Annotated in this window: 14 protein-coding genes and 1 tRNA gene; 7 read left to right on the top strand and 8 right to left on the bottom strand. The window is 64.2% G+C overall.

Annotation, left to right across the window (positions count from 1 at the left end; genetic code table 11):
• Position 1: 1 nt before the first annotated feature.
• Genes NKI10_RS23490 through NKI10_RS23475 form a run of 4 tightly spaced genes read right to left on the bottom strand, consistent with a single transcriptional unit; the run spans position 2 to position 2,044 of the window.
• The gene (locus tag NKI10_RS23490) at positions 2-595 is read right to left on the bottom strand and encodes a HupE/UreJ family protein (protein WP_352510626.1); all 594 of its coding nucleotides are present in this window, start codon (positions 593-595) and stop codon (positions 2-4) included.
• Positions 596-624: 29 nt separating this feature from the next.
• A complete protein-coding gene (locus NKI10_RS23485; RefSeq protein WP_023671229.1) occupies positions 625-879 on the bottom strand; it encodes a DUF1272 domain-containing protein in 255 nt (84 codons plus the stop codon).
• A 10-nt stretch (positions 880-889) separates the two neighbouring features.
• Positions 890-1,192 carry an urease subunit gamma gene (locus NKI10_RS23480; protein ID WP_023671228.1) on the bottom strand — a complete coding sequence of 101 codons (303 nt, stop codon included), beginning with the start codon at positions 1,190-1,192 and terminating at the stop codon, positions 890-892.
• 30 nt (positions 1,193-1,222) lie between these two features.
• A complete protein-coding gene (locus NKI10_RS23475; RefSeq protein WP_084014374.1) occupies positions 1,223-2,044 on the bottom strand; it encodes an urease accessory protein UreD in 822 nt (273 codons plus the stop codon).
• 235 nt (positions 2,045-2,279) lie between these two features.
• On the opposite strand from NKI10_RS23475, the gene NKI10_RS23470 reads away from it, so the two are divergent.
• The 3 genes from NKI10_RS23470 to NKI10_RS23460 all read left to right on the top strand — a co-directional run bounded on the left by NKI10_RS23470 (position 2,280) and on the right by NKI10_RS23460 (position 4,605).
• Positions 2,280-2,534, top strand: a complete 255-nt coding sequence (locus NKI10_RS23470) for an acyl carrier protein (protein ID WP_023671226.1) — start codon at positions 2,280-2,282, stop codon at positions 2,532-2,534.
• 5 nt (positions 2,535-2,539) lie between these two features.
• Positions 2,540-3,748: a beta-ketoacyl-[acyl-carrier-protein] synthase family protein gene (locus NKI10_RS23465; RefSeq protein WP_023671225.1), complete on the top strand. Its 1,209-nt coding sequence runs from the start codon at positions 2,540-2,542 to the stop codon at positions 3,746-3,748.
• Between the two features lie 152 nt (positions 3,749-3,900).
• Complete coding sequence (locus tag NKI10_RS23460) at positions 3,901-4,605, top strand: glutathione S-transferase family protein (RefSeq protein ID WP_023671224.1); 705 nt, start codon at positions 3,901-3,903, stop codon at positions 4,603-4,605.
• Positions 4,606-4,630: 25 nt separating this feature from the next.
• Here the strand turns inward: NKI10_RS23460 and NKI10_RS23455 are convergent, their stop codons facing one another.
• The 4 genes from NKI10_RS23455 to NKI10_RS23440 form a co-directional block, all read right to left on the bottom strand.
• Positions 4,631-5,002, bottom strand: coding sequence for a hypothetical protein (locus tag NKI10_RS23455; protein WP_023683605.1), 372 nt, complete (start codon positions 5,000-5,002; stop codon positions 4,631-4,633).
• An 85-nt stretch (positions 5,003-5,087) separates the two neighbouring features.
• The gene (locus tag NKI10_RS23450; protein ID WP_023671222.1) at positions 5,088-5,708 is read right to left on the bottom strand and encodes a nucleoside triphosphate hydrolase; all 621 of its coding nucleotides are present in this window, start codon (positions 5,706-5,708) and stop codon (positions 5,088-5,090) included.
• Between the two features lie 269 nt (positions 5,709-5,977).
• Positions 5,978-7,069, bottom strand: a complete 1,092-nt coding sequence (locus NKI10_RS23445) for a hypothetical protein (protein ID WP_023755467.1) — start codon at positions 7,067-7,069, stop codon at positions 5,978-5,980.
• 236 nt (positions 7,070-7,305) lie between these two features.
• A complete protein-coding gene (locus NKI10_RS23440) occupies positions 7,306-9,117 on the bottom strand; it encodes a methyl-accepting chemotaxis protein (protein WP_023714517.1) in 1,812 nt (603 codons plus the stop codon).
• A gap of 249 nt (positions 9,118-9,366) precedes the next feature.
• Between NKI10_RS23440 and NKI10_RS23435 the strand changes: the two genes are divergently transcribed.
• The 4 genes from NKI10_RS23435 (at position 9,367) to NKI10_RS23420 (ending at position 12,437) form a co-directional block, all read left to right on the top strand.
• On the top strand, positions 9,367-10,335 hold the full coding sequence (locus NKI10_RS23435) for a D-alanyl-D-alanine carboxypeptidase family protein (RefSeq protein ID WP_023689149.1): 969 nt from the start codon (positions 9,367-9,369) through the stop codon (positions 10,333-10,335).
• 429 nt (positions 10,336-10,764) lie between these two features.
• On the top strand, positions 10,765-11,667 hold the full coding sequence (locus tag NKI10_RS23430) for a DUF1003 domain-containing protein (RefSeq protein ID WP_023703727.1): 903 nt from the start codon (positions 10,765-10,767) through the stop codon (positions 11,665-11,667).
• A gap of 162 nt (positions 11,668-11,829) precedes the next feature.
• Positions 11,830-11,906: transfer RNA gene (locus NKI10_RS23425), tRNA-Arg, on the top strand.
• Between the two features lie 135 nt (positions 11,907-12,041).
• A complete protein-coding gene (locus NKI10_RS23420) occupies positions 12,042-12,437 on the top strand; it encodes an acylphosphatase (protein WP_502897569.1) in 396 nt (131 codons plus the stop codon).
• Positions 12,438-12,571: the final 134 nt, after the last annotated feature.

Below are 12,571 nucleotides of genomic sequence, written 5' to 3'. Positions count from 1 at the left end.
CTCACAAAACGCCGAAGACCAGGCCGCCGCCGACTGCAGCACAAGCGGCGCCAGCGGCGCGGGCAAGCCCGAGAAAGCGCATGCCGAGGCCAAGGCCGGCAGCGATGCCCATGGCATGGAGAAGTGCGGTGGCAACGGCAAAGCCGGCCATATAGTCAAGCCCACCTGCATTTTCCGGCACTTCGGTGCCGTGGGCATGGCCATGGAACAGCGCGAACAGGCCGATGATGGCGACTCCGGCCGAGACCGGCAGATCGACCGCCAACGCCACCAGCAAGCCAAGCGCGACGACGGAGGCAAGGATGCCCGGTTCGACGAAAGGCACCGGCACGTGGAGCATGCCGAGCGCGCCGCCGACCAGCATGACGCCGACAAAGGCCAGCGGCCAGGCCCAGATTGCCTTGCCGCCCTTGAGCGCCGCCCACAGGCCGACGGCTACCATGACGGTCATATGGTCGAGGCCGGACAGCGGATGCGCGAAGCCCGCCGCGAAGGACGAGGTCGTGCCGATGCCGACATGGGCATAGGCGGGCATCGCCGCCGCCAGCAGCAGGATCGCTGCAAGCGTGGTGCGTTTGGTTGAAGCAGAGATCATCGGTCTTCCCTTCGAAGTCACGAAAACAATCACGCAGCCTTGCGCGGGCCGCAGCCCTCGGCCTTGAGCACGCGTTGGGTCGAGGCCGGATATTTCACCAGTTTCTCCACTGGGCGGATCGGGCGTGCGGAAAAATTGCCGCCGCAGTTCGGGCAGACGCCGCCCAGCACATGTTCAGCGCAGTCAGCGCAGAAGGTGCATTCAAAGGTGCAGATCAGCGCGTCCGCCGCTTCCGGCGGCAGGTCCTTGTCGCAGCATTCGCAATTCGGTCGCAGCTCCAGCATCGTTTTCTCCTCACCTGATCGGTTCGTGAACGGTCACCAGCTTGGTGCCGTCGGGAAAGGTCGCCTCGACCTGCACGTCGTGGATCATCTCGGCGATGCCTTCCATCACCTGCGCGCGGGTGATGACATGGGCGCCGGCCTCCATCAGTTCGGCGACCGGGCGGCCGTCGCGGGCGCCCTCGACGACGAAATCGGTGATCAGCGCGATCGCTTCGGGGTGATTGAGCTTGACGCCGCGTTCCAGCCGCTTGCGCGCCACGATCGCCGCCATGGCGATGAGCAGCTTGTCCTTTTCACGCGGCGTCAGGTTCATGCGCTTTCCTGGATTTGGCCTGTATTTGGCTCAGAGTGACCATAATTTGGGCAGACCCGCCCGCCCGTTGAGCAGTTCGACCAGCGGAACCAGCCGCTTGCGCAGCTGATAGCCGTCCTCGGCAAACAGCCTCGCAAGAAGCTTGCCAGATTTTTTGACGCTCCAGGCGCTGGCATCGCCGTCGGCGCCGACGATGTCGCGGGCCGGATCGAGCAAGCCTTCGGCCTGCGGCGAGACCATCAGCAGCGTCGCAGCGGCAATGGCGCCGCCGGCGACCGCCGGGCGGCCAAGTGCCGCCGCGATAGCCGGCCCGATGCGGAAATCCTCGGCATGAACGAGCGCACCATCCTGGCGGACACGCCAACGGTCGTGGAAATGGCCGTGCGCGGCCTCTTCGCCCATGGCGAGGCGGCCGAATATGGTGGCTTCAAGCAGCAATGCCTCGGCGCCTGCGGCAAGCTCGACCTCGAGCGTGCGGGCAAAGGCCGAGCGGTCGAAGACGATGGTTTCCTGGGGCAGCCAGGCGATACGCCCGCCCGCGCCGACGCTGAGCTTCACCCGAACTTCGGCGCGGTCGCTAGCGGCACGATAGATCTTTTCGCAGGCCTGGGTGGTTATCGAGGCGGAGGCACCTGGCCCGACATCGATTTCCCAGCCGAGCCGATCGCCGCCGGTCAGACCGCCGGCGGTGTTGATGAGCACGGCTTCGAGCGGATCGGCCGCAACGGCCGGCATGCGGATTTTGGCCGAGCCGTCCTGATAGAGGCGCAAAAGCCGGGTGCGTCCATCCCTGACGCCGCACGCAAGCCGGGCCGCCCCGGCCGCGCGCTGGGCCGGAAGAGCTGGGATCAAGACATGCTGCAACGTATCCACGGCGCTAACGTTAAGCACTCCCGGCGCTTTGTCGATATGGTGCTTGTTGATATAGCTTGTTGCTTGACAGCGTTTCCGTTTCTATAGAGGGAGCCTCTTTGGAACGGTCATGCTGCGCCTGGCGGGTTTTTGAAGGCGACGGCGATTTCAGTCCGGGCAACAGGGGCGCCAACCAATCGGCACCGCGACGTTATAAAATTGGGGAAGGAATCGAATGGCTGACGAGCTGGCAACGGAAATCATCGCCAAGATCAGGGCACATGCGGAGCCCGGTGGCGAAGAGATCACCACCAATACGGAATTGACCGCGCTTGGCATCCATTCCCTGGAACTGACCGAGATCATCTTCGATCTCGAGGAGCAGTACGGCATCGAGATCGAGATGAACACGGTCGATGCCTGGAGCAATCTCAAGAATGTCGGCGATATGGTTGAGGCTGTTCGCGCGCTGATTGCGAAAAAAGCCTGAGCTGAATGCAAAAGCGCGTCGTCATTACCGGCATCGGCGGCATATGCGGGCTCGGCGCCAATGCGCCTGCAATCTGGAACGAAATGCGGGCCGGCCGATCGGCCATCGGTCAAATCAGCAATCCCGGTTTGCATGATTTGAAGGTCAAGGTCGGCTGCGAAATCAAGACGCTGCCCGACCATGGCATCAGCCACAAGCAGACCGTGTCGATGGACCGCTTCAGCCTTTTGGCGACGATTGCCGCGCGCGAAGCCATGCAGCATGCCGGCCTGACATCGACTGAAGCAACCACCTACCGGATGGGCGCGGTTGTCGGCGTCGGCGTCTGCGGCTGGGAGGCGATCGAGGAGAACTATCGCGCCATCCTGGTCGACGGCAAGAACCGGGCCGGCATCTTCACCGTGCCGAAAGTGATGCCGAGTGCGGCATCCGGCCATGTCAGCATGAATCTCGGCCTGCGCGGGCCGGTGTTCGGCGTCACTTCGGCCTGCTCCTCGTCCAATCACGCCTTTGCCTCGGCGGTCGACCAGATCCGGCTCGGCCGCGCCGATGTCATGGTCGCCGGCGGCACCGACGCGCCGCTGCTTTGGGGCATCCTGAAGGGCTGGGAGGCCCTGCGGGTGCTGGCGCCCGATACCTGCCGGCCGTTCTCGGCCGATCGCCAAGGCCTGTCGCTCGGCGAAGGTGCTGGAATGGCGGTGCTGGAAACGTATGAACACGCCATGGCGCGCGGCGCGACCATTCTGGCCGAATTTGCCGGAGCCGGCCTTTCCGCCGACGCTTCCGATATCGTCGCGCCGACTGTCGAGGGACCGACGGCGGCGATGCGCGCCTGCCTGGCGGACGCCGGGCTCAATCCCGAGGACGTCGACTATCTCAACGCCCACGGCACCGGCACCAAGGCCAACGACCAGATCGAGACGGCGGCAATCAAGCGCGTCTTCGGCGACCATGCCTATAAGCTGTCGGTGTCGTCGACCAAGTCGATGCATGCCCATTGCCTCGGCGCCTCGGGCGGCCTGGAAATGATCGCCTGCGTGATGGCGATCCGCGAAGGCATCGTGCCGCCGACGGCCAATTTCCGGCAGGCCGACCCCGACTGCGATCTCGACATCACGCCGAATGTGGCGCGCGAGCGCAAGGTGCGCGCGGCGATCAGCAACGGTTTTGCCTTCGGCGGCACCAATGCCGTGGTGGCGTTCAAGGCGGTCTGACGGCAAGCGACTGGCCTGAGCGACTGGCCCTGAATGACTGCGAAGACGGTGTGTGCACCTTCGACCGGTTGATCGGCAAAGAAGCCGAGGATAATCCTTCGCAACTCGCCAGACGGCGCGATACCGCGCCAAATTCCCGACCGGAGCTTTCGATGACCGACCTGTCCGCCTTTCCGATCACCAAGCGCTGGCCGGCCAGCCACCCCGACCGCCTGCAGCTCTATTCCGCGACGACGCCGAATGGGGTGAAAGTCTCGATCGCGCTGGAAGAACTCGGCCTCCCCTACGAGGCGCATCTGGTGGATATCGGCAAGGACCAGAGCTGGACGCCGGAATTCCTGTCGCTGAACCCGAACGGCAAGATACCTGCGATCATCGACCCCGACGGGCCGGGCGGCAGGCCATTCGGCCTGTTCGAATCCGGCGCCATCCTGCTCTACCTCACCGACAAGACCGGCAAGCTGATCCCTGCCGATCCGGCGCGGCGCTACGAGACCATCCAATGGGTGTTCTTCCAGATGGCGGCGATCGGGCCGATTTTCGGACAGGTCGGGTTTTTCAACAAATTCGCCGGACGCGAGATCGCCGACAAGCGGCCGCTGGATCGCTACCGCAATGAATCGCGGCGGCTGATCGGGGTGCTGGAGACGCGGCTGAAGGGTCGAACCTGGATCATGGACGACGACTATACCATCGCCGACATTTCGATGCTGGGCTGGGTGCGCAATCTGATCGGCTTCTACGAGGCGCGCGAACTCGTCGGCTTCGACGACTTCCCCACCGTCGCGGCATGGCTGGAGCGCGGGCTGGCGCGGCCCGCGGTGCAGCGCGGCCTGACCATTCCCGCCAGGAATTGACCTCGGCCGGCCGAAGCAGCCGGGTCTATTTCGCCTTGGCCTTGCTTTTCGAGCCGCCCTTGCCGATGACGGACGCAGCGAGCGACGCAGCGCCCCTGGCTGTCGCCGCCACCGCACCAGCGGCGACATTGGCGGTGGCCTTGACGGTGCGCATCGCGCCGCCGGCCACCGAGCCGCTGCTTGCCGGCTTCTTGGGTTTGGCGGTTTTCGCCGTCACCTTTGCCGTCGCCACCGGTTCTACCTTCTTTGGCGCCGCTTTGCCGAAAGCCGGCTTTGCGTCCTTGGACCGCTCGGCGATCGCCGGGCCGGCGCCTGCCTTCGCCTGCGTGGCCTTTGCCTGCCTGGCTTTGGGTTGAGCGGTCTTGCTCTTGGCGGGTGTTTTTGCCTTGGTTGCCATCTGACGGTTCCCTCACGGCGGCACGATTGCCGATGAGAGATAACGACCTGAAAGTCTTAAGGTTCCCGTTCCGAAGTCCAGCGAACTATGCGGGATCGCCAACAACCAGGTCGGCGGACCTGCGACGGCCGAGCACGCGATCGATGTTGGGCATGTCGTTGGAAGCGATCCAAGCGCGGGCGTCTTCGTCGGAGCGGCCATGCTCGTGCCAGCGCACCAGAAGGCGGCGCTCGAGTTCGGCACGCGGCACATCGACAAAGATGGTGAAGTCGAACAGCGGCGCCAGCCGCGACCACGGCTCCTCGTCCAGCAGGAGGTAATTGCCTTCGACCAGGATGAACTTGGTCTCGGCGGCAACGATGGAGGCGGCGGCGCGCGACAATTCCATGCTGCGGTCGAACACCGGAATGGCGATGTCTGGCTCGCCCGAACGGATGCGCTTCAACAGCGTCTCGAAGCCGGCGAAGTCGAAAGTCTCCGGCGCGCCCTTTCTTGACCGCAGGCCGCGCTGGTCGAGCACGATGTCGTCATAGTGGAAGCCGTCCATCGGCACGACTTCAGCCGCGCCCTCCGGCAACAGATCATGCAGGCCGGCCGAGAGCGTCGACTTGCCGGCGCCGGGCGGGCCGGCAATGGCGACGATGAAGCGTTTCGCCTTGCCGGCGCGCTTGAAGATGGTGGCGGCGAGATGGGCGATTTCGGACATTGGGCGCTTCCAGTTATGCTTTGCATCTTGTCGGCAGTTTGAGGAAATTTCAAACCGCGATTTGGGCAATCTCACGACATCCGCCACGTCAGCGCTGCCCCTCGTCGCCCTGCCGGTGTGCAGCCGATAGATGGGTAACACTTCTCCCCCTATGCGTCCGCCGCAGCGCCAAGCAGATTGGTTGGCGCGGCGGTGCGGCGGACAAGCTCCATGTGCCGTGTGTCGAGGATGCCGGCAGGCAGGTGAGGGGCAGGGCCAGCGTTCGAAAATCAGCCGGGCTGGCCGATCCGCAGGAAATCGCTGTCGAATGCGACATCGCGGGTCGAACCATCGGCTCCGGTGAGATGCATGTGACCTGAGGCTGTCCCGATAGCGCGCGGCGGCTCGCCGCTCGCCAGCGGCAGCGTGCCGATGACATGGCGGAAGGAGACTTCGCCGCCGAGGGTAAAAGCGGTCGCGACCCCTTCGCGCTTCAGCCAATTGTCGTCGATCGATGCGGCATGGCCGATGGCGGCGCGGCCGTCCTCGATGCCGAGCACGCCGCGATGGCGGCTGCTCCACGGCGCGTAGTCGCGGCCGCCATTGCTGAACCACAGCATGGTGACCGGAAGCTCCGCCGGGTTCTTCAGCACCAGCACCAGATCCTGTTCGGCCCGGCGCGCCAGCGCCGTCCAGCCCGGACCGTCATGATCGGCTTCGACCAGGGTGATGAAATCCTCGCGCTCATCCTCCATGCGGTAGTCGGTGAGATCGAGCGTGCCGCCGCCGGTGGCTGGAAAGCGCGTCAGATCGGTCGAGCGGGCGGGATAGGAAAGCTTGAAGCGGCCGCGGGCCGGATCGGGCTCCAGCGGTGCGTCCAGTGTCCCGGCAAAGCGCTTCGGCGAAAAGGCCAGCCGGCCGCCATCGCGCATCGCCGCCATCGGATGGTGGGCGGCGGAGACCGCTCCGGAACCGCCGGAAAAGACATGCTCCTGATAGAGAAAGGGATGACTGTTGCGGAGCGTGAAGATCTTGTCGACCGTCGCGCCCATCACCGTGCGGCGCAACCGGAAGACGGCCCGCCAGCCGTCGGATGTCGCTTCGCTGACGGTGACATCCCAGGGGCTGTTGGCCGGCCAGCCATGCAGCGGTGCGGCCTCGATGTCGCTGGCCGAAAACGGTGCGCATAGGAAATCGCCCGACAGCCGCACCGTGCCTTCAGGCAGGTCCGGCGGCAGCGTCTCGCCGGCATCGATCCAGGGCGCGCGGTGCAGCGGCTTCAGCTGGCGGCCATCGCTGTCGACCGTTATGTCGGCGATATGGCCGACAGTGAGATCGAGCGTGACCGAAATGCCCTTTGCCTTGATCGTGACCGTATCCATCCGCGCACCTGCTGATTCTGATGGCAGCGAACAAACCCGCTCCGCGAGGGATGCGCAAGCACAGCGACCGGCATTTTGCATCAGGGCGATTTTTACCCTCCCCCTTGTGGGGAGGGTCGGCGAGCGATCGGAGCGAAGCGGAGATCGATCGACGGGGTGGGGGTAGCGCCCTACGAGGACCCCCACCCCGATCCGCTACGCGGATCGACCCTCCCCACATGGGGGAGGGTGGGCGCCTACTGCCGCTTATACTCGCGCACCGGCGACTTGGTGCCGTCGGTGTAGGTGACCTGCACCGCCATCGACGTCACGTTGTCGGCGACCTTGAAGTAAGGCTGGTAGTCATAAGGAATGGCGTACGGGTCCTTCTTGTCGCAAGGCGGCAGCTTGATCTCCCTGTCGAGCGCCGTGCCGTTCAGGCTGTAGCGCACCTCCTTGATGCCGCAGCGGAACGACAGCATCTGGGAGAAATAGACCAGGCCGTGATTGCCGCTGGCGTCGAAGGCGATCCACGACGTCCAGAACTGGTCGAGGATCTGTTTGTTGCCCTGTTGCAGCGCTGCGTCCGGATCGAAACTTATGTTGAACGGCCCGGTCTCGCGGCCCCTGAGATCGAGATACTTGACCCCGATGGTGGTGGCCGTGGTGCTGTCGGGCAATTCGAAGCTCGGATTGGGCATCGGCTTGCCGGTGCGCTGGTCGTTCATCGCCATCAGCCCGGTGTCGGTGAACGGACCTGACACACCCATGCGCCAGGAAATGCCGGTCGCGGCCTCGGGCAGCGAGATGGAGATCGTCCAGCCGGCATTGGAGCGCATCGGCGTCAGCGTCGGGGCAAAGCGTGCTGGGTCGAGCACGTCGCCAAGCGCCGTCAGGCGGGTACGGCTGCGGTCGAGCCAGTCGGCGAGCTGCGTCTGGTCGACGAAATATTTGAGCAGCCCGCCTTCCTTTTCATAGGAGACGAACCTGGTCAGCGCCTCGGCCTCGCTGCGCTTGTCGGACAGCGACTGGACGCCGAGGCGATCCTCGGAAAACTCCTGCGCGAGCAGGTAATAGGCCGGTGCGAAATCCGGATTGGCGGCGATGAAGGCGTTGAGCTTGTCGAGACGCTGGGCATCGTCGAACTGCAGGATATGGACCAGCTTGATCGACAGCGCCTTGGCCTTGTCGGCCAGGGCGCCGAACACTTCGCGGGCGCCGGCCTTGCCGTCCTGCACGCGCAGCAGGGTGGCGAAGCGTGTGTAGGGATCGACGGCGTCGACGTCGAAACCGGCGAAAGCGAGATAGGAGCGCCGCGCATTCAGCATGTCGCCGGAAAGCTCGTAGACGCGGGCATTGTGATAGAATTCGTCCGGCCGCTTCGGCTCGGCGATCGTCCCGCCCTGCGCGGCCAATGCGGCAAAGCCCTTGGCGATGGTGTCGATCGAGGCGGCGATCTGCTCGGTGGTCGCCTGAAGCTTATCCGCCTGCTCGGCCTGTTTCTGCTGGCCGGCAGCGAGCGTTTCGGTCGTCTGCTTGACCGCCTCTACCGACTTTTGCGTCTGCGCGCCCTGCTCAGCCTGCTGCTGCTGGGTCGACGCAATTTCCTCGGTCTTCTTCGCCACCGCGTCGGTCGATTGCTTGACCTGGTCGACCGCCAGCTTCGTCTCGGTTACCGTTTGCTCGATCCTGGCCACCCTGGCCGAGACGATGCCCATCTGCTGCTGCAACTGGGCGATGGCCGGCACCAGGCCGGCGATCACACCGTTCTGCGAATTGGACTGCTGCTGCAGGCCATAGACGCCGCCGGCGACGGCGGCAGCGCTGGTGGCAAAGATCAGCGCCGGCAGCGCCTTGGCGGCCAGCACCAGCCGCAGAACGATGGCAATGGCGATGACGGCGGCGGCAACCGAAGCGACCAGCGCGATATAGGCGGCGAACGGCGCCAGCGGATTGAGGATGTCGGATGCGGCGCCGCCGATGAAAGCGACGCTGCCGGCCCATTTGCCGGTGCGGCTGAGCGAAGCCCTGATAAGAGATGGCGCAGCCGCGCCGATGTCACCGGTCATTGTCAAATCCCCCAAGCAATTGCCGCCTCTATAGCAGCACCGCGACCCCGCAGGCAAAACAGGACAGGAAGCAGGCGATTTCGGGAGGTTGCCGTTTCAGCGCCGATGGTTGGCGAAGCCGAAGCGACATCTGATCTCCCCCCTTGCGGGGGAGATTGGCAGCGTCATCGGCAGCTCCGCCGTTAACCAAATGGACGAACAAAATGGGTTAGGCTAGGTTCCGGCCCTCTCAGCAACGCCGGACTTGACTTGCCAAATTTCCATTTCCCCTCCCCCGCCCAGAAATTTCTCGCAGCCCTCCTGCTGCTTGTCTTCGTGGCCGGCTGCAGCACCACCGCACCGCCCGACAGCGTGCTGGCGGTGCCGGCGCCGCAGGAGAAATATGCGGCCATCGTCGTCGATGCCGGCAGTGGCAAGACGCTGTTCGAAGTCAGTTCGAGGGCGCAACGCTATCCGGCGTCGCTGACCAAGATGATGACGCTGTACCTGCTGTTCGAGGCGCTGGAGTCCGGCCGCGTCTCGAAGGAAACGCAGATTCCGGTCTCCGACAATGCCGCCCGGCAGCCGCCGACCAAATTGCGCTTCAAGCGCGGCGAGAGCATCGATGTCGATTCGGCGATCCGGGCGATCGTGGTCAAGTCGGCCAATGACGTGGCGGTGGCGGTGGGCGAATATCTCGGCGGCTCGGAGGACCAGTTCGCCGCCATGATGACGTCCAAGGCGCGCCAGATCGGCATGAGCAGCACCGTCTTCCGCAATGCCTCCGGCCTGCCCGACGATGGCCAGCACACATCGGCGCGCGACATGGCGACGCTGGGGATGGCGCTGCGCGCCCGCTTCCCGCAGCAGTTCCACTATTTCTCCGAAAGCGACTTCATGTTCCGCGGCCGGCTGGTGCGCGGCCACAACGACATGCTCGGCCGGGTGCGCGGCGTCGACGGCATCAAGACCGGCTATATCAGGGCATCCGGTTACAATATCGTCACGTCCTACAATGCCGACGGCCGGCATCTGATCGTGGTGGTGATGGGCGCCGACAGCGCTAGGCAGCGCAACGACCATGTCGAAGCGCTGATCCAGCGCAGTCTGTCGCCCGCCATGGCCGATACGAAGACGCGGCTGATGTTTGCGGGAGATCAGCCGGCCGCGTCGCCCGGCCTGCCGCCGCCTGGTTTGCCGGCGCAGGGGTCGCAGTTGCCTGGTTTACCGCCGCAATAGAACCCGTCGTTGGGTGGAGGAACTCTGAAACGCCGGCGGGACAGCACCCCCCTCTGGCCTGCCGGCCATCTCCCCCTCAAGTGGGGAGATTAGCAGCTTCGGCGTCTCGCCTCTTTTTCGTGTTTGGCGAAGCCATGGCGACATCTGATCTCCCCCCTTGAGGGGGAGATGTCCGGCAGGACAGAGGGGGGTCGTGAAGGATCGCTGCCTCATCTTAACTCTGCAGCAGGCGCGACCTCCGTCGGCAACAGCACTTCGGCGGTCTGGTTGCCGAGCAGCAGGCGAGCGAGGCCCCGGGGGGCTGCGCTGCCACAGGCAATTGCAGCAGGCATTCATCACAAGCATGCACAAGCCCCCAATCTTCACCGCCACAGTGGCTATGCCGCCTCGCCTTGGCGTATCGTGGGCGCGACAGCAGGAGCCGGCATCATGAGCCCAAAACCATCCGAACAGGCCGACAATGAAAACGACAGCGGCGGCGAGTATTTCGAGGCGCCGCCCGCCCACGACGCCGAACTGGTTGCCGACGAGGCGCTGGAAGCGCCCGATGTGCCGGACTCCGAACCCCATGGCCGCCTGAAGCCGAAGCGAAAACCGTCGGCGATATCAGGTAGAAAGTTTCGCAAGCGTGACCTGGTGCGCATCGACGACCTCAGGCCGAGCCTGGCCGACCGCATCCGCTCCGATCATCCCGACCTGCCGCGCGGCGCCCGCATCAGCCGGGAGGAGCTCGGCCGTTACCGCATGCGCTACATGGAGGAGCTGCTGCAGCAGGAGCATGGCGAATTCTCCGAGCTCGACCGCCAGGTGGTCGAATCGATCGCCAGGCAGGACACGATTTCGGAAAACTCGGAAGAGGAGTTCGAGGAGCACCGCTCGTTCGCCGACCGCGTCTCCGACAACATGGCGGCCTTCGGTGGCAGCTGGTGGTTCCTGATCTCGTTCGGCAGCGTGCTTGCGGTGTGGATCGGCATCAATTTGATCGCGGGCGTGAGCAGCGCCTTCGACCCCTACCCCTTCATCCTGCTCAACCTGCTGCTCTCCTGCATCGCCGCCATCCAGGCGCCGATCATCATGATGAGCCAGAGACGGACGGAGGCCAAGGACCGCCTGCGCTCGTTCAACGACTACCGGGTGAACCTGAAAGCCGAGCTGGAAGTGCGCCATCTGCACGAAAAGCTCGACTATCTGATCTCGCGCCAATGGACGCGGCTGGCCGAAATGCAGCAGATGCAGCTGGACGCGATGCATGAACTGACCGGCGCGAAGAAGGCGAAGCGGGCGCCGCGCAGGGTGCGCAGGCGGGTGGCGAAGGTGGAGGTGGCGGGGTGACTCCCGGGCTGAGGCTGCAGGGCGGACGCGAACTTGCCAGGCCGCGCAAGGCGGCTTCGAAAATATCGCCACGCCAATTGCCCGTTGAAGCCCGCGCCGGCTTCCGCTAAGAAGCCGTGGCTGGCCGGCCTATCGGCTGGTTCGTTTTCAGGTTCCCTGAAGGCACCCGTAGCTCAGCTGGATAGAGCGCTGCCCTCCGAAGGCAGAGGTCACAGGTTCGAATCCTGTCGGGTGCGCCAATCTACCCATGTATTACAATAGCTCAGATAACCCTAAAGCACGTCACGCTGAACGGATCCATGCGACCCGCTTGAAGTCTTTGTTTTAATGCATGTCGTTGTCCCACAACCGTGGCTCACTTCTGGGCGACATGCATGAGTGCCCGGTTTAGGCATGGGCGATCAGTCCATATTCGGCGTTATGGCGCGTCGATTGCCACTTCCGCCCGTTCAGTCAGACGCTATGCTGCCGACCATGACACCAGGGCGCGCGTTCCGTTCGTGATGAAGCAAAGTCAACACCGCTTGCATGAGCGGATGACCATTCGCGGCCACCTCGAACCCGCGTCCTTCGTGCCCTGGATCATGCGCCATGCGGCCAAGCTCGGTCTCGCGCACCACATCGCTCATGCAAGCACCGATCGCATCGAACTCGATATTGCCGGTGCGGCGGAACTGATCGACATGATGGAGATGGGATGTTCGCTTGGGCCCATTGAGGTCTGGGTCGAGACGATCGACCGCGCGCCTGTCGAGCAAAAAAACATGTAGCATTGCGTGTGGTTACCGTCCGTTTGCACTTAATTTAACCAATATTGCAATTGCGAAATAATTATGCATACGTCAGCCGCATCGAGCGGTTCGCCAACTCCTTGCGCCGGCATCTCTCTGGTCGGGAAACAGTG

It is taken from the genome of Mesorhizobium sp. M0802 (assembly GCF_040320115.1).
GTDB lineage: Bacteria > Pseudomonadota > Alphaproteobacteria > Rhizobiales > Rhizobiaceae > Mesorhizobium.
Note: the sequence above shows the minus strand (reverse complement) of the source record. Positions and strands in the feature narration are given on the sequence as shown.